At 68.2% G+C, this 16,247-nt stretch carries 16 protein-coding genes (1 of these 16 cut by a window edge); 5 read left to right on the top strand and 11 right to left on the bottom strand.

Features of this window, described 5'->3' with window-relative positions:
* Positions 1-5: 5 nt before the first annotated feature.
* The 4 genes from RGI145_RS16030 to RGI145_RS16020 are packed head-to-tail and all read right to left on the bottom strand — an operon-like array spanning position 6 to position 3,915.
* Positions 6-1,136 (bottom strand): glycosyltransferase family 61 protein, encoded by a 1,131-nt coding sequence (locus RGI145_RS16030; protein WP_075799139.1) that lies wholly within the window; start codon positions 1,134-1,136, stop codon positions 6-8.
* A 58-nt stretch (positions 1,137-1,194) separates the two neighbouring features.
* Entirely contained in the window at positions 1,195-1,626 is a 432-nt protein-coding gene (locus tag RGI145_RS25805) for a glycosyltransferase family protein (RefSeq protein ID WP_237183099.1), read from the bottom strand.
* Positions 1,583-3,535 (bottom strand): hypothetical protein, encoded by a 1,953-nt coding sequence (locus tag RGI145_RS25800; protein WP_237183311.1) that lies wholly within the window; start codon positions 3,533-3,535, stop codon positions 1,583-1,585. Before RGI145_RS25800 ends, RGI145_RS25805 begins: the two co-directional genes overlap by 44 nt.
* On the bottom strand, positions 3,532-3,915 hold the full coding sequence (locus tag RGI145_RS16020) for an HAD hydrolase family protein (RefSeq protein ID WP_075799137.1): 384 nt from the start codon (positions 3,913-3,915) through the stop codon (positions 3,532-3,534). Before RGI145_RS16020 ends, RGI145_RS25800 begins: the two co-directional genes overlap by 4 nt.
* A 304-nt stretch (positions 3,916-4,219) precedes the next feature.
* Between RGI145_RS16020 and RGI145_RS16015 the strand changes: the two genes are divergently transcribed.
* Entirely contained in the window at positions 4,220-4,795 is a 576-nt protein-coding gene (locus tag RGI145_RS16015; protein WP_075799136.1) for a tyrosine phosphatase family protein, read from the top strand.
* Between the two features lie 6 nt (positions 4,796-4,801).
* Here RGI145_RS16015 and RGI145_RS16010 read toward each other — a convergent pair whose 3' ends face one another.
* Genes RGI145_RS16010 through RGI145_RS16000 form a run of 3 tightly spaced genes read right to left on the bottom strand, consistent with a single transcriptional unit; the run spans position 4,802 to position 7,490 of the window.
* Positions 4,802-5,827, bottom strand: a complete 1,026-nt coding sequence (locus RGI145_RS16010) for an ABC transporter substrate-binding protein (RefSeq protein ID WP_075799135.1) — start codon at positions 5,825-5,827, stop codon at positions 4,802-4,804.
* A 51-nt stretch (positions 5,828-5,878) separates the two neighbouring features.
* Positions 5,879-6,760 (bottom strand): ABC transporter permease, encoded by an 882-nt coding sequence (locus RGI145_RS16005; protein WP_075799134.1) that lies wholly within the window; start codon positions 6,758-6,760, stop codon positions 5,879-5,881.
* Between the two features lie 13 nt (positions 6,761-6,773).
* A complete protein-coding gene (locus RGI145_RS16000; RefSeq protein WP_237183098.1) occupies positions 6,774-7,490 on the bottom strand; it encodes an ABC transporter ATP-binding protein in 717 nt (238 codons plus the stop codon).
* 204 nt (positions 7,491-7,694) lie between these two features.
* Here RGI145_RS16000 and RGI145_RS15995 point away from each other — a divergent pair, with 204 nt between their 5' ends.
* The 3 genes from RGI145_RS15995 to RGI145_RS15985 are packed head-to-tail and all read left to right on the top strand — an operon-like array spanning position 7,695 to position 11,018.
* On the top strand, positions 7,695-8,360 hold the full coding sequence (locus RGI145_RS15995; protein ID WP_075799132.1) for a response regulator transcription factor: 666 nt from the start codon (positions 7,695-7,697) through the stop codon (positions 8,358-8,360).
* Positions 8,357-9,829: a sensor histidine kinase gene (locus tag RGI145_RS15990; RefSeq protein WP_075799131.1), complete on the top strand. Its 1,473-nt coding sequence runs from the start codon at positions 8,357-8,359 to the stop codon at positions 9,827-9,829. Before RGI145_RS15995 ends, RGI145_RS15990 begins: the two co-directional genes overlap by 4 nt.
* A 55-nt stretch (positions 9,830-9,884) precedes the next feature.
* Complete coding sequence (locus tag RGI145_RS15985) at positions 9,885-11,018, top strand: aminotransferase class V-fold PLP-dependent enzyme (RefSeq protein WP_075799130.1); 1,134 nt, start codon at positions 9,885-9,887, stop codon at positions 11,016-11,018.
* A gap of 49 nt (positions 11,019-11,067) precedes the next feature.
* On the opposite strand, the gene RGI145_RS15980 is transcribed toward RGI145_RS15985, so the two are convergent.
* Positions 11,068-12,285: a low temperature requirement protein A gene (locus RGI145_RS15980; RefSeq protein ID WP_075799129.1), complete on the bottom strand. Its 1,218-nt coding sequence runs from the start codon at positions 12,283-12,285 to the stop codon at positions 11,068-11,070.
* Between the two features lie 123 nt (positions 12,286-12,408).
* Positions 12,409-13,269: a LysR family transcriptional regulator gene (locus RGI145_RS15975; RefSeq protein WP_075799128.1), complete on the bottom strand. Its 861-nt coding sequence runs from the start codon at positions 13,267-13,269 to the stop codon at positions 12,409-12,411.
* 97 nt (positions 13,270-13,366) lie between these two features.
* On the opposite strand from RGI145_RS15975, the gene RGI145_RS15970 reads away from it, so the two are divergent.
* Complete coding sequence (locus RGI145_RS15970; RefSeq protein WP_075799127.1) at positions 13,367-14,425, top strand: bile acid:sodium symporter family protein; 1,059 nt, start codon at positions 13,367-13,369, stop codon at positions 14,423-14,425.
* Between the two features lie 91 nt (positions 14,426-14,516).
* Here the strand turns inward: RGI145_RS15970 and RGI145_RS15965 are convergent, their stop codons facing one another.
* Together RGI145_RS15965 and RGI145_RS15960 are read right to left on the bottom strand one after the other, a co-directional pair.
* The gene (locus tag RGI145_RS15965) at positions 14,517-15,611 is read right to left on the bottom strand and encodes an FAD-dependent oxidoreductase (RefSeq protein ID WP_075799126.1); all 1,095 of its coding nucleotides are present in this window, start codon (positions 15,609-15,611) and stop codon (positions 14,517-14,519) included.
* A 187-nt stretch (positions 15,612-15,798) separates the two neighbouring features.
* Positions 15,799-16,247 carry the 3' portion of a transporter substrate-binding domain-containing protein gene (locus tag RGI145_RS15960; RefSeq protein WP_075799125.1) on the bottom strand. 394 nt of this gene lie beyond the right edge of the window, so 449 of the gene's 843 nt are visible here — the last part of the coding sequence; the start codon falls outside the window, past its right edge; it ends in the stop codon at positions 15,799-15,801.

Genomic DNA, 16,247 nt, shown 5'->3' with positions numbered 1-16,247 from the left:
TTTACTCAGATTATTTTTGTAACTTGAGCATCGAACGCGTCTATGTCGACAGTCCATTGGCTCGGATGCTGAAAACGATCCATCGTCCCTCCGCCACCTATCGCAAAGACAGAGTATTTCCTTTCAAATACCTGAGAAATCGCGAAATACCCTGCATTCATAAAGGAGGACGGCATCACTTCTATCAGTTGCGAATGTGGTGGGGAGTAACCAGTATTTGTCAGGCCAGCTCCATGAAGCCCAACAACTGTTTCGGCATTACTCATGATAATGGCTTGCTGATCGTAGGTGAGGCTGCCGGGGGTGAAACAAAGAAAGCCTTTTTTCTCAAGGTAATTCATGAAATCTGCTTCATTAGCACAAGAGCGGAAAGAAACATCTGTTCGGCTGAGGTAGACTTTTTTGGGCATGCGATGCGCGATAAGCGGCGAGATTCTGAGGTTATTGGTGATTTTTTCGAACAATGCCTTTACAGGCCATGTCATTTCGAAACCATGGCGTGATAAATTGCTCGGAAAGATCAGGGTTTCGACTTTGTAGATTTCGTCGGTGGTTTCCACGATTCTGGCATCTTCAACGCCGATTAGGTTTAATGATCGTCTCTGCCAAGGCCGCAGTGGTGGGGTAAGGAAGTGGGTATTTTTGTCTATATGCTGTAATGCAACGATTGCCGATGACAACACATCGATATGCCAGTGGAAATAGTTATTGTGGTTATGTACGCCTAGGGCGACATGTGCTCCTGATAACTTCCGAATGGGAAGTTCGTTAACAATTAGTTGTTCCTTCGCTGCATCCGGATTCCAACGGACATGGACCGGTAGACTTTCTTTGATGACAACTTTGCGGGAATTGAATACAAAGAACTTGCCACCAAGTACATAAGCGTTGTTGATACGGGCAATTGCTATTTCGGCTGTATTGCGGAATTGCTGTTGAAATACCGCGGTGCCTTTAATGTTTTGGAACTCTGGAGATGTAAACATGAAGGCGGGTGGAATAATCGACATTTTTTGACGGGACGTAACGGGAAATAGAACATCCTCATCACGGGCCTCATCGAAGGTTGTCACCCTCGGCAAGTCGTAGATCGAGTCAGAAATTGCAAAACGCTCGAACTGCACTGGTATGTCCATGATGCTCTCTTTTGCTCGATGTTGTGGCGTTGTGACTAGTTTGGAGGAGAGCATTGCCCTACCAAGCATTCAGTAGACGCGACGTGTCGGTAGAAAGAATTTCATATTCGGCGGGTGTTCCGCTAAAGAAAATCTCTTCCCTGGCTATAGTGCTGTAATGCACTTTATGCCCCACCTTGATCAGGTGCCGATAAATAGGAGCGATATAGAGTTCCGTTGGAGCGGAGTTTTTTGCTAACTCCTCGGCGTAAGCGCTGCAGAAATGAGTGGTCGATCCGAAATGATACAGACCTGAGCAGCACAACGACGAAATCCGCAGTTTCTCCACGACCTCTGCCGCCTGCCCCTCAGATGGATTGCTTGGGTCAGCTGGACGAACAAACGACCAGTGATCCCCTTCCCCCACGAAGCACTCCAGCCACCCCGCCTTCCCGTCGAAGGCCGCCCTACGCACGCCGGGCCGAATGGTGTCGATGTTGAAGATGGTCACCGGCTCCGCATCCGGCACGGCGAGGCGTTCCAGGCCGAGCCACACGGTCTCCGCCTGTCCTCGCGTGGGTTCCGGCAGCGCCACCATCCGCAGGTTCCGGATGCCGATCGCCTCGGCCCGGGCGCGCACGAATTCCGCGACGCCCGGTCGGTCGAGATGGATCAGCAGGAAGGTCTCGCTGCCGAACATTTCGCTGAAGCCGAGCAGGGACCAGTCCAGCAGCGGCCGCCCGGCCAGCGGCAGCATCCATTTCGGCCGGTCGTAGCCGGCTTTGGTGAAGCGGCTGCTGAGGCCGGCCATGGGGAAGACGATCACGCGCTCTCTCCATCTTGGCATAGAGGCGCAGCGCATTGGCCAGGAAGGCGCGCTGGCGGTCGGGCCGGTCGGCATGCAGGGGGAGCATCGAGAGGAAGAGATGCACGGTCAGCGCCCGCGTGCCCGCATCGCTGGTGCGCCGGCCGAGGAGGTCCATCTCCGCCGCGATGTCGGGCAGGAAGCCCGCCGCGCCTTCGCGCGACAGGTGCAGGGTCAGGTCATAGGGCTCCGGCTGCTCCACCTGGTAGCGGCCGGTGAGGATCAGGTCATAGCCCTCGACCGAATGGTTCAGCTTGGCGAGGTCGTAGCGCAGGTCGCCGAAGACCGTGTGCTCCCCATCGCGGACGGAGCCGCGCGGGTCGATCACCTTGATCTGCTGCTGCCGGAAATCGAAGAAGGTGTTGGGGAAGCACAGATCCCCGTGCATGACGCCGGGCAGGGGATCGGTGGCCGCGGCGATGGCGGCGGTCTCGTCCGCGATGCGGCGGAGCGAGGGGAGGCGGCGCCCGCCCGAGCGCCATTCGGCGTCGAGGTCGATCCGGGCGGCACGGGCCCATTGCTCCAGCCGCGCGGCGGTCTTGTCGAGGGCCAGGACGCGCAGCGTGTCGGGCGGCAGTTGCGCGGGGGCGTCGTCGGCGCCGAGTTGCCGCGCGGCGCGGAGGAAGTCGAAGCAGCCTTCCAGGATGCGCGACCAGCTCGCCTGTTCCAGCCGCCCGAAGACGAAGAGCTCGTGCAGGGTCGGGCTGAACTCATAGCCGATGCGGTAGCCATTGCCCTCGCGCCCCAGGAAGGGCGGGGCATGGAGGCGCAGCGGCGCGGGGATGTTCTCGAACCAGTCGGCCTCGGCGGAGAGCTTGTCGCTCTTCTCGCCTGTCTTGAGCACGGAGCGGCCGGCGACCGCAATGGCGTTGAAGGCGCGGGCGGTGCTGACCTTGGCGCGGGACCGGTAGAAGGTCTGCAGGTGGCCGAAGTCCAGCCAGCCGTCCAGCAGGCGGAAGGTCAGCGGGTGGCGGGCGTTGTAGAGGGCCAGGGCGCGCAGGAAGTCGCCTTGCGCCTCCGCCAGGGCACGGCCCAGGGCCGGGGCGGAGGAGAGGGCGAACCAGCCGCTGAGGACCTGGTCCTGCCGGGCGGCGGTGCCGGGGCGGCGGTTGACGAAGCTGTCTTGCAGCCCGCCGCTGAGGACGCCCCAGCTGTAGGAATCGGCGCTGGTAGCCACGCCGACCTCGTCCAGCGTTTCCGGCAGGGCTTCGAGGAAGAGCGTGTCGCCGTGCAGGATGCGGACCGGGCCGCGGGCGTCCGAGAGGGTCAGGGCATAGGCGATGCTCTCGCCGAGGCTGAGCCCGTCCGGGATGAAGAGGAGTTCCACGCCGGCGGCCAGGAGCTGGGCCTGGTCCCAGTCCTCCGGCTCGAAGCTCTGCGGCAGGGTCAGCACCACGCGCTCGCCGAGGCGGCGCAGGCTGGCGATCTGCGGGGTGAAGAGCCGGTTGTGCCCGAAGGGCAGGAAGCAGGGCGGCAACTGGCCGAATTCGGCGCCGATCTCGGCGTTCACATAGGCGGCCGAGGTGATCAGCGCGAGCGGGGCGTCCGGGCTCATGCCGCGTTCCGGCCGAGATGGAGAAGGGTGGCGATCTCGTCGTGGCTCATGCGGACGAACTCGTCGGGGCGCAGGGCCTTGTCGTCCACATGGAAGCCGTCATGCCCGCACCACGGCTTGCCGACATGGATCTCGTCATAGGGGATGTCGTGGCGGCGCAGCCAGTCGGTGATGACGGGCAGGGTGTGGACGTTGATCAGCCCGACATTGCCCTGGTGGGTGCGCATGTTGCGCGCGGTGCAGACGACGATCTCGAAGCCCTGCGCCTTGTACTCCCGCAGCTTCTCCACCACCGCGAGGTTGGGGCGCTTGCTGGGGTAGTCGAGTTGCGGATCGTCGATGGTCAACGTGCCGTCGAGGTCGATCACCAAGCGCTTCATCCGGTTCCCGCCGATCTCCTGGCTTCCCGGCGAAGGCAGCCGAAGCTGTGTTCTCCGCGAGGAATTAACGGCATCTTAAAGGGTGCCCAGTGATCGCTCAACCCATTCGTGATGCGTCACAAGTTTCAGCAACCTGGGATATTTATATCTCTTTTTGGATCAACTTCGAATGCCGGAACGGATTTCCGGCCGCTGGATGCGGCCAGGCGGGGCGCAGGGCGGTGGGGGGGTGGAATCCTTTCCGGCCATCGGGGCCGCGGCCTGTGGAGTGGAAAACGGCCTGCGGCGGCGCTAATCCGGGGGGATGGACCCCATCGCACCCTTCGGCATCGGAATCTGTGGCATCGAGGAGTTGGATGGCCATTGCGAGGCCGGGGTGAGCCATGTGCTCTCCATCCTTGACCCGGAATGGCCTGTCCCGGAGAGCTTCGGCCGTTTCGGGGAGCACCGGAAGCTGGAGCTGCGCTTCCACGACGTGATCGAGGAAACGCCCGGCATGATCCGTCCGGAGCAGGAGCACGTGGAGCAGATTCTGGCTTTCGGCGCGGACCTGGTGGCGGAACCGGAGGGGCGGCTGCTGGTGCATTGCCATGCCGGCATCTCGCGCTCGACCGCGGCCATGGCGCTGATCCTGGCACAGGCCCGGCCGGATCTGGCGGCGGAGGCGATCTACGCGGAAATCCTGCGCATCCGGCCCAAGGCCTGGCCCAACCTGCGCATCGTCGAATGGGGCGATGCCCTGCTGCGCCGGAGCGGTACGATGATCGGAGGGGCCGCGAGCCTGTACCGCCGCCAGCTCGTGGCCTTTCCCCGTGTCAGGACCCTGATGGCCGAGGGCGGCAGGGCGCGGGAGGTCGCGGCGGCCGACGCCGCGACCTGAGGCGGTTCAGGAGCCGGGGCGCTCGTGCAGCTCCGGCATGAAGAGGTCCTGCCACTTCGCCGGCTTGTTGCGGATGGTGCCCACGGCACCCATGAAGTTCGCGTATTCCATCAGCCCGTGCGGCGTCGTGTCGAACTTCGTGTCCGGCTCCTTCAGCATGGCCACCACCGCCTCGTCCGTGCTGCCGGTCGGGGAGACGCGGTTGAAGATCGCCGCCGCCTTCAGGGGGTCGGAGGTGATCAGCTTGTTGGCCTCGTCCTGGGCCGCAAGGAAGGCGGCCATGACCTTCGGGTTGCCGTTGACGAACTGGCGCGGGGCGAAGACCACGTCCAGCGTGGCATTGCCCAGCACCTCGCTGGCCGCGATCACCCGGTGGATGCGGGGGTCTTCCAGTTCCCGGCTGGAATAGGGCGGCGAGGCGAAATGCGCGACGATCTCGGTCTTGCCGCTCATCAGCGCGGTGAAGGCCTCCGGATGCGGCAAGCCGACCGTCATCGGGTCGAGCTTCGCGTAGTTGGCCTGGCCGAACTGCTTGGCCACCAGCATCTGCAGCACCACGGCGGCGAGCGAGGTCTTGATGCCGGGCAGGGCGATCTTGTCGCTCGGCGTGAAATCCGCGAGCGAGCGGATGTTCGGTCGGTTGGTGTTGAGCGACAGGGCGCAGGTGCTCATCCCGCTGACGCCGGTGATCTCGGAGCGGGGGATGCCCCGCGCCCGCGACCAGAGGGTGACGAAGCCCGGCGCGCCGGTGCCGGCGATGTCGAGCGAGCCGGCCAGCATCGCGTCGTTGATGACATTGCCGCCGTCGAGCATCTGCCAGGTGACGTCGATGGGGCCGAGGCCCGCCGCGTCGGCGTGCTTCTCCAGCAGCTTCTGGTCGCGCATCACGATCAGCGGCAGGTAGAGGATGCCGTAGCCGTGGGAGAGGCGGACCTTGCTGGCCTCCGCATGGGCGCGGCGGGCCAGCAGGGCCGGGGCGGCCAGCGCCGCGGAAAGGGCGGCACCGGCGGTGAGGATCTGGCGACGTTGCATGGGACGCTCCCGTTCTGTCTTATCGTTGGACGAGGTTCGTACGACGGCCGGTCAGTGCTGCATGCCCCAGCGGCGGATCGTGCGCTTCTCGATATTGGCGAAGATGAAGCTCTCCACGAAGAGGCCGATCAGGATCACGAAGAACAGCCCGGCGAAGACATTGGCCGTTTCGAGCTGGTTGCGGTTCTCGAAGATGAACCAGCCGAGGCCGCCGGAGCCGGAGGAGACGCCGAAGACCAGCTCCGCCGCGATCAGCGTGCGCCAGGCGAAGGCCCAGCCCACCTTGAGGCCGGTGAGGATCGAGGGGAAGGCGGCGGGGATCAGGATGTCCTTCACCAGCCGCAGCCCGGTCAGCCCGTAGTTCTGCCCCACCATGCGCAGGGTCTTGGACACCGACCGGAAACCGGCATGGGTGTTGAGCGCGATGGCCCAGAGCACGGAATGCACCAGCACGAAGATCACGCTGCCCGATCCCAGGCCGAACCAGATCAACGCCAGCGGCAGCAGCGCGATGGCCGGCAGCGGGTTGAACATGGCGGTCAGGGTTTCCAGCAGGTCCGTGCCGATGCGGGAGCCGATGGCGACGGTGGTCAGCACGGCGGCCAGCGCGATGCCGATGGCGTAGCCGATCACCAGCGTGCGCAGCGAGATCAGCGTGCGGGCGGGGATGACGCCGTTGGCGATGTTCTCGAACAGCGCCTGCACCGTGGCGGTGAAGGGCGGGAAGAGCAGCGGGTTGTCGAGCCAGCGCCCATAGGCCTCCCAGACCAGGGCCAGGACGAGGAGGATCAGCGCCTTGCGCAGCGCGCCGATGCGGTAGACGGATTCCCAGGCGGAGATCGGCTTGTTGATCTCGCCGATGCCGCTGCGGGAGGGCTCGCGGACGATCTCGGGGCGGGCGACCAGAGGGCCGCCATTCACGGTGATGCTCATGGACCGTTCTCCCTCAATGCACGAAGAGCATGTCGTTGATGCGCGTCTCCAGCTCCGCCGCGGCGGCGGTGCCGAGGAGCTCGGGCGGGACGCTGTTCAGCTCCGCCTTCACCTGCCCGGGATGCGGGGAGAGCAGCAGGATGCGCGTGCCGACGCGGATCGCCTCCTCGATGGAATGGGTGACGAAGAGCACGGTGAAGCGGGTGTCGTCCCAGAGGCGCAGCAGCTCCTCCTGCATCCGGCGCCGGGTCAGGGCATCGAGCGCGGCGAAGGGCTCGTCCATCAGCAGCACGTCCGGCTCCATCGCCATGCCGCGGGCGATGGCCACGCGCTGCTTCATGCCGCCGGACAGCATGTGCGGGAAGCTGTCCGCGAACTTCGCCAGGCCGACCTTCTCGATGTAGCTGTCGGCCCGGTCGCGCGCCTCGGCGCCCTTGGCGCGGCCGCTGGCGGTGAGGGCGAACATCACGTTCTCGCGCACCGTCTTCCAGGGCAGGAGCTGGTCGAATTCCTGGAAGACCATCATGCGGTCCGGGCCGGGATGGCGCACCTCGCGCCCCTTGAGCCGGATCTCGCCCTCGGAGGGGGTGAGATAGCCGCCGATCGCCTTCAGCAGCGTGGACTTCCCGCAGCCCGAGGGGCCGAGCAGGATGTAGCGGTCGGAGGGATAGACGTCGAAGCCGACGCGATGCGTGGCGGTGACCACGGAATCTTCGGTCTTGTACTGCAAGGTGACATCCTGCACCGACAGAAGCGGTGCGGATGCGCCTGGGGCTGCATCCATTTCCGGACCCTCTCTTCCCTGGTTTCCCCGGTTCCTTCGCGGCCCGGGCTTGCACCCTGGATATCCTTCCAATCTGTTGCCAAACTGACAGGCGCGCAAAAATCGTTGCTGCGCCGCGGCATGACGGTGCGGTGCGAAGATGGCGGGGCAATGCGGATCCTGTTGGTCGAGGACACGGCGGATGTGGGCGAGGGCATCCAGGCCCGCCTGCAGAGGATGGGGCACGAGGTGGACTGGGAGCGCGACGGCGAGGGGGCTGCGGCGCGGATGGATGTGCAGCCCTATGACCTCTTCATCCTCGATGTGATGCTGCCGCCGCCGGACGGGCTGGCCCTGCTGCGCCATGCGCGGGAGCGGCGGCTGGCGACGCCGGTGCTGATGCTGACGGCGCGTTCCGGCGTGGCGGACCGGGTCGGGGCGCTCGATCTCGGGGCCGACGACTATCTGGTGAAGCCCTTCGACTTCCTGGAGCTGGAGGCGCGCGTCCGCGTCCTGCTGCGGCGGGGCAGCGGCAGTGCCACCAACGCGATCCGTTTCGGCGACATCGCCATCGACCTGTCCGGCCGTATCGCGAGCGTGGAGGGTGAGCCGCTGGACCTGACGCGGCGGGAGCTGGCGCTGCTGGAGATCCTCGTGGCGCGGGGCGGCCGCATCGTCGGCAAGGAGCAGATCGTGGAGCGGCTCTTCGGCCTGGACGGGGCCGCTGGCGCCAATGCGGTGGAGCAGTATGTCGCCCGCCTGCGCCGCAAGATCGCTGCCTCCCGCGCCGAGATCCGCACGCTGCGCGGCCTCGGCTACCAGCTCGCGCCGCGATGAGCGCGGTGCGCTCCCTGCATGCGCGGGTGGCGGTGCTGCTGCTGTTCGTGCTCGGCTCGGTCGGCGCCTGTTTCGCGGTGGCGGGCTGGTACTATGCCTGGGTGACGGCCGGCAGCGCCCATGACACGCTGTTGCGCTACGGTGCATCGCAGATCGCCGAGAACACCTACCAGCAGGGCGCCATGGTGGCGGTGGAGCCACCGGTTTCCGTTCTCGCTTCGCTCTCCGCCATGGACCGTGTGGCCTACAAGGTGGTGGACCCGCGCGGCGTCGTGGTGGCGGGATCGCCCGATCTCGCGCTCGGCCCGGAGACGCCGCGGGAGCAGGCGCTGCTGCGCCAGGGCCGCGTGCTGGTGGAGGATGGGGTCTGGCGTGGAGAGCCCGTGCGCATCGCGGTCACCACGCGCCGGCTGGGCGAGGGCTGGGCCCTGGTGGCGGTGGCGCAGACGCTGCACGCGCGCACCGCGCTGGCGCGCGACATCGCGGGCAAGGCCATCCTCGGCGTGCTGCTGCTGACCGGCCTGGCGCTGCTGGCGACGCTGCTGGCCATCAAGCACGTGCTGGCGCCGCTGAAGCAGGTGCAGGACGCGCTGCGCGAGCGCGATCCGCGCGACCTGAGCCCGCTGGCCGTGGCGGCACCGCCGGAGATCGCGGCGCTGGTCGGCGCCATCGACGGCTTCATGGCACGCCTGGACCGGCGGATCGGCATGATGCAGCGGATGATCGGCGATGCCGCGCACCAGATCCGCACGCCGCTCGCGGGGCTGGCCTCGCAGGTCGATCTTCTGTCGGTGGAGGGCGATCCCGCGCGCCGGGCCACCCAGTTGCGGCGCATCGCCGCCCGCACCGAACAGCTCGGCCGGCTGGTAGGGCAGTTGTTCAACCATGCCATGGTGACGCACCGGCCCGATGTGGTGCCGCCGGAGCCGGTGGACCTTGTGGCGCTGGCGCGCAGGATTCTGCTGGACCTGCCGGAAGGCGATGGCGCCGCGGCGCCGCTGCTGTCGCTGGACGCGCCCGAGGAGCCGGCGATCGTCCCGGGCGATCCGATCAGCCTGAGGGAGGCCGTGTCGAACCTGGTGAACAACGCGCTCCAGCATGGCGCGGCCTCGCGGCTGGAGGTCCGGGTCTTCCGCCAGGGCGGAGACGCCGTGCTGGAGGTGGTGGATGACGGGCCGGGCATTCCGCCTACCCTCTGGGCCCGGGTGCGGGAGCCCTTCCATCCGCGCGGCGAGGGACGCACCGGTGCCGGGCTCGGCCTCGCCATCGCCGACGAGGTGGTCCGGGCGCATGGCGGCAGCCTGCGCTTCCGCAGCGACTCGGCCGATGGTTTCGCGGTGATCCTGACCCTTCCCGGGATCGGCGCCGGCCCCGTGCCTGGGCAGAGGCCGGCGACGGGCAGCGGGCCGGCGAGCCTCGCGGAGCCGGCACGGGAGGAGAGCGCGGCGGCCCTGCCCGGGCGGCGCTGAGGCCTGGCGGACGGTCCCGCCTGGACAGGTGTGGCCTGCCGTTCTTCCCTGGCCCATGACCCAGACCCCACCCCTGGCCAGCCAACGTGCCCTTTTCGAGATCCCCGAGGGGATCGCCTATCTCGACGCTGCCGCCTACTCGCCGCTGCCGCGTTCGGTGCGGGCGGCGGGGGAGGTGGGGGTGGCCAGCAAGAGCCATCCCTGGGCGGTGCCGCGCAGCGAGGCCGCGAACTGGGGCGTGCGGGCCCGTGCCGCGGCGGCGCGGCTGATCGGCGCGGTGCCCGGCGACATCGCCATCACCGGCTCCGTCAGCCACGGCATCGCCACGGCGGCGTTGAACCTGGAACTGCCTGCGGGCTCGCGCGTGCTGCGCGTGCAGGACGAGTTCCCCTCCCTCTGCCTGCCCTGGGACCGGTTGGCGCGGCAGCGCGGGCTGGTGGTGGAGGCGGTGCCGCGAGCGGCGGATGGCGACTGGACCGCCGCGCTGCTGGAGGCGATCGACCGCCCCGGCGCGGCACCCCTGGGCGTCGCCACGTTGACGCCGCTGCACTGGTGCGACGGCGCGCCGATCGACCTGGACCGGGTGATCCCGGCGGTCCGGCGACAGGGCGGGGCGGTGGTGGTCGATGCCACCCAGGCGGTGGGCGTGCTGCCGGTGGATGTCGGGCGCTGGCGGCCGGATTTCCTGGCCTTCCCGACCTATAAATGGGTGCTGGGCCCCTACAGCCTGGCCTTCCTCTACGCCGCGCCGGAGCGCCAGTCCGGCCAGCCGCTGGAGGAGAACGGCTTCAACATGCCGCAAGGCCGGCCCGCGCCGGGCGCGGCGCGCTACGACCGGGGCGAGCGTGATGATCCGGTGGCGCTGCCCATGGCGGCGACGGGGCTGGAACTGGTGGCATCCTGGGGCGCGGCGGCGGTGGAGGCGCGGCTGCGCGCCCTGACGGACCGGCTGGTCGAGCGGTTGGAGGCAATGGGCCTCGCCTGCCCGCCACGGCATCGCCGCGCGCCGCATATCCTGGGCCTGCGCCTGCCGGGCGGGTTACCACCCCATGCGATCGCGGCCCTGGCGGAGCGAGGCGCCTTCGCCAGCGACCGGCTCGGCGTGCTGCGGATCAGCGCGCATGTCTGGGTGGAGGAAGCGGATATCGACCGCTTCGCCGGCCTGCTGGGCGAGGTGCTGGGACGCTGACCCGGAATCGCCGGAGGTCCGGAACGCAACCTCCGGCGACGGCTTCCCGTCAGGGCGATGTGCCGGCCAGCCGCGCTTCCGGGCTGGGGCGCAGGATGCGGCTTTCCCAGAAGCCCACGGCCAGCATCACCAGCGTGGTCAGGGCGCCGATCATCAGCAGGTCAGTGGTGAAGGCGAAGGGCACCATCAGGGCGAGCACGGCGAGGCCCCCAAGATGCGAGGACGGCCAGAGGCCGTAGACCACGCGCTTGTAGAGGCCGGAGCCGAAGAGATAGAGCGCCGGCCCGCCGATCAGCGTGGCCGACGCCGCCACGGTCATGCGCCCGTCGGGATGGGCGATGACGAGGTCGTTGCCGACGGCGGTCACGATGATGCCGGCGAGCAGGATGGCGTGGATGTAGTGGAACAAGGCACCGATCCGGCCGGGGTCGGGGGAATGGGTGATGACCGTGCTGCCGTCCCGGCCGCTGGTGCCGAAATAGACCCACCACATGGCGAGGCTGCCGAGGAAGGCGGAGAGGAAGGCGATCAGGGTGGGCGGGTCCCAGGCCCCTTCGTCGGCCAGGGTGGCGCCGGTGACGAGCACCGTCTCGCCCAGGGCGACGATGACGAAGAGCTGGCAGCGCTCGGCGAGGTGCCCGCCCTCGATGGTCCAGTCCCGCGTCCGGGAACGGCCCAGCCCCGGCAGGGCGAAGCCAAACATGGGGGAGACGTATTCGCAGAGGATGGCCAGGACCCAGAGCAGGTGCCGCCAGGGCGCCGGGACCAGCCCGCCAAGGACCCAGAGCACCGCCGCGATGCAGACCCAGCCCAGCATCCGTCGGTAGTTGGCAGCCAGCGGATGCCCGGCGGGAAGCTGGCAGGCGATGAAGCCCGTGCGCCCCACCTGCATGGCGGCATAGGCCAGGGCGAAGACGAGTCCGCGGTCGCCGAAGGCCTGGGGCAGGGCGGCCGCCATCACCAGCCCGGCCAGCATGGTGCCGAAGAGCAGGCCACGGATCTGCGGCGTTTCCGGGTTGAACCAGTTCGTGACCCAGCAGGTGTACTGCCAGCCCAGCCAGACGGCGAACCAGAGGATCAGCGCCTCCACCGCCCCGGCCGCGCCCAGGTGGTGCAGCAGCCCATGCGAGACCTGGGTGACGGCGAAGACATAGACGAGGTCGAAGAAGAGCTCCTCGAAGGTGACGCGGGCATGGTGGCCGTCGCGCCGCCGCAGCAGGGGGTGATGCGCCTGGCCGCCCGTTTCCGTCCTGTCGGCTGTCGTCATGGAGGATGTCCCGTCATGCCCTGCGGCGATCCTGCCCCGGCGCGCTGCTGTCGCCTACCGATGGAATCGCGGCCGGGGACGGGAGCGCCGCCCCATGCGGCCCTCCGGTGCGCCGGGTGGGGATCACGCGGCCGGCTGGAGGCGCGCGGCGTTCAGCAGGAGAAGGTCGGCCAGGGCGGCGGCGGCACCGTGCAGCCTCTCGCTGCGGCCGGTGACGACGAATTCCACCTCGTCCAGCTCCGGCCCCGGCACCTCCACCAGCGCGCCTCCCAGCAGCAGGCGCGACTGCGCGGTGACGCCGAGCCCGGCCAGCACGGCGGCGGTCAGCCCACTCAGGCTGCCGGAGGAGCAGGACATGCGCCAGCGGCGTCCGGAGCGTTCCAGCGCCTCCAGCGCCAGGGCACGGGTGATGGAGCGGTTGGGATAGGCGACCAGGGGCAGGGGTTCCTCCGGGTCCAGCACGGTTCCGGCGGTGCCGATCCAGGCCAGCCTTTCCCGCCAGACCGGGCGGCCGCGCCGCTCGCCCGGGCGGCGCTTGGCGCAGATCAGGTCGAGCTCCCCGGCATCCAGCCGGTCATAGAGCAGGGCGCTGAGCCCCACGGTCAGGTCGAGATCCACGGCCGGGTTGGAGCGGACGAATTCCCGCAGGATCTCGGGCAGGCGGGAGGAGACGAGGTCCTCCGAGGTGCCGAAGCGCAGCCGCCCGCGCAGCTCCGTGCCGGCGAAGAAGGCGGCGGCGCGGGCATGGGCCTCCAGGATGGTGGTGGCGAAGCCCCGCATCGCCTCGCCATCGGTGGTGAGGGTGACGGAATGCGTGTCGCGCAACAGCAAGGGCCGCCCGGCCTGTTCCTCCAGCCGGCGGATGTGCTGGCTGACGGTGGACTGGCTCAGCCCGAGGCGCTGCCCGGCGGCGGTGAAGTGCCGGGTTTCCGCGACGGCCAGGAAGGTGCGCAGCAGCAGCGGATCGAAGGGCGCCTGGGTCATCGGATTCCACAATGACTGTTAATTCTGTCATTTTTGGTGCGAATGGGCAAAGGAGGCCCCACAACCGAAGTCATTCCTGTGACAGGGGGCGTTTCCCGTGGCCGCAAACCCATCCAGCGCCGCTCCGCCGGCCAGGCGTTCGATCCTGGCCCGCCTGCGGATCGATCCCTATATCCTCCTGATCATCGGCATGGTGGTCCTGGCCAGTGTCCTGCCGGCCCGGGGCGAGGCGGCCGAGGTGGTGGACTATGCCACCAATTTCGCCATCGCCCTGCTGTTCTTCCTCTATGGCGCCCGCCTGTCGCGGGAGGCGGTGATGGCCGGGGTGACGAACTGGAAGCTGCAGCTGGTGGTCTTCCTGTCCACCTATCTGCTCTTCCCGATCCTGGCCATCGGCCTGAGCTATGCGGTGCGCCCGGCGCTGGGCGAGATGCTGGCGCTCGGCATCATCTTCGTCGGCGTGCTGCCCTCCACGGTGCAGTCCTCCATCGCCTTCACCTCGATCGCGCGCGGCAACGTGCCGGCGGCGCTTTGCGCGGCCTCGGTCTCGAACCTCATCGGCATCGTGCTGACGCCGTTGCTGGTGGGCGTGCTGATGACCACGAACGGCGAGAGCGGCATCTCCTTCGGAGCGATCCGCGGCATCATGCTGCAGCTGCTGCTGCCCTTCGTGCTGGGCCAGCTCGTGCGCCGCTGGCTGATGCCGGTGCTGCACCGGCACAAGCAGCTTGTGGGGTATGTGGACCGTTCCTCGATCCTCTTCGTCGTCTATGGCGCCTTCAGCGAGGGCGTGGTGAACGGGCTGTGGCATCAGGTGGACGTGCTGAGTATCGCGATCCTGCTGGTGGCCAATGCCGCGCTGCTGGCGGTGGTGATGCTGCTGCTGCACTGGTACACCCGCGCCGCCGGTTTCTCGCGCGAGGACCGGATCACCATCCTGTTCTGCGGCTCCAAGAAGAGCCTCGCCAGCGGCATCCCCATGGCCAGCCTGCTGTTCAGCGGACAGGCGGTGAGCATGATCGTGCTGCCGATCATGCTGTTCCACCAGATCCAGCTCATGGTCTGCGCCTCCCTCGCCACCCGTTGGGGGCGCGAGGCGGCCGAGGCCGAGCGCATCGCCGCCGCGCCGCCGGCCGTGGCGGCGCAGCGCGCCTGATCGCCGAGGGCTGCCGGGCGGATTGCCCGGCGGCACCCGGCCCCGTGCGGCCCTGGCCATGGCGCCGCACGGCAGGGGCCATGCCCGCCGGTCAGGCCGGCGGGGCGGGGTAGCGCAGGCCGGCCAGGCCGCTCTCCATCTGCCGGGCCAGGGCGGGCGTGCCCGCCACTAGGCGGAAGGCCCGGTCGCGGAGGGAAGCCAGGACGGGCGAGCGGGTGGTCATCATCCGGGTCATCAGATCCGTGGCGCGGATCACCTGTCGCGCGAGCCCGTGCCGCCGCCCGGCCCAGAGGCCGACGGCCCCGGGGCCCTCGGCGAAGGCGGCGGCCAGCGACCATGCGTCCTGGATGCCGAGATTCATGCCCTGCCCACCGGCCGGCGAGTGGATATGCGCGGCATCCCCCAGCAGCAGGCGCCGGTCGATCTGCATCCGGGGGATCTGCCGCTGGCTGATGCGGAAGAGGTTCCACCAGGAGGGCTCGCCCAGCGTCAGGCCCGGGCGCTGGAAGGGGGCCAGGGAGCCCTGGGCGGGCGGTGGCGCATCCGGTGGCAGCAGGGCGACGGTCCGCCAGTGGCCGTCGGGCAGCGGAAAGCAGATCAGCGGTGCCGGCCTGTCCGGGAAGACATGCATGCGGGCGCGGTCGAGCCCTTCCAGCGGCAGGTCCGCCAGGACCAGTTGCTGCGGGTAGCGGTGCCCGGGAAACGGAAGCTCCAGGCTGTGCCGCAGGCTGCTATGGGCGCCGTCGCAGCCGGCGATCCAGTCCGCGGCCGCCCATTCCAGTCGGCCGTCCTGGTGGCGAAGCAGGGCGTTGCCGTTCTGCATTTCCAGGAACTCGGTGCCGAACTCCGGTGCCGCCCCCGCGTCCGTCAGGAGCCGCTCGGTCTCGTACTGGGGCAGGACCACCATGGACGGGAAGCGCGGATGCACATGCTGGAAGCGCAACCGGACCTCCTGGCCGGGGAAGTGGAAGGCCGCCCCTTCCAGCGGATGCGCGGCGGCGAGGAAGCGCTCGGCCAGCCCCAGCCGGTCCAGCACCTCCAGCGTGCGGGCCTGCAGCCCCAGGGCACGCGACCAGCGCTCGGGCCCGGTGCGGCATTCGATCAGGCGATAGGCGATGCCGCGATGGCGAAGGGCAAGCGCCAGCGTCAACCCCGTCGGGCCGGCCCCGATGATCAGGACGCGCATGGCGTTTCCATCCCTTCGCTCCCCGTGTGAATCGCCGGGGAATGATCGGCAGACTGCCACCGGCGGCGCGTGGTGGCGACGGGCCGGCGGCGCCGCGCGCCATCGTGAAGGCGGCCCGCATCCTGTCCGGGGGACTTTCCGGAGGGTACGGGGGCCGGGCCCGCCTTTCCGGCTGTCGGTGGGAAGGTTAGGGCCGGGGCGTCACGTCCAGCTTGAACCACTTCTCGGAAAGCCGTTTCAGGGTGCCATCCGCCAGGGCGGAGCCGATCGCCTCGTCGAAGCGGGTTTTCAGCGCCGTGTCGGGCTTGCGCAGGCCCACGCCGATGCCGGTGCCCAGCACGCCGCCGGTGAAGCCCGGGCCCATGATGGCGTAATCCGCGAAGTCCGGCTTGCCGAGCGTTTCCTGGAGTGCCGTGCTGTCGGCGATGATCGCGTCCAGCCGGCCGGCGGCGAGATCGAGGTCATGCTGCTCGGTGGTCTTGTACAGGCGGATATCGGCCACCTTCGCAAGGTAGCGTTCCGCGAAGGCTGCATGGGTGGTGGAGCCCTGCACGCCCACCGCCTTGCCCTTCAAGGCGGCCTGGATGCGGGCGATGCCCTGTTTCGTCGCCTCGGAGTCCTCGTCCAGGCTCAGCC

This window comes from Roseomonas gilardii (genome assembly GCF_001941945.1).
Classification (GTDB): domain Bacteria; phylum Pseudomonadota; class Alphaproteobacteria; order Acetobacterales; family Acetobacteraceae; genus Roseomonas.
This window is presented reverse-complemented; position numbering and strand designations above follow the sequence as displayed.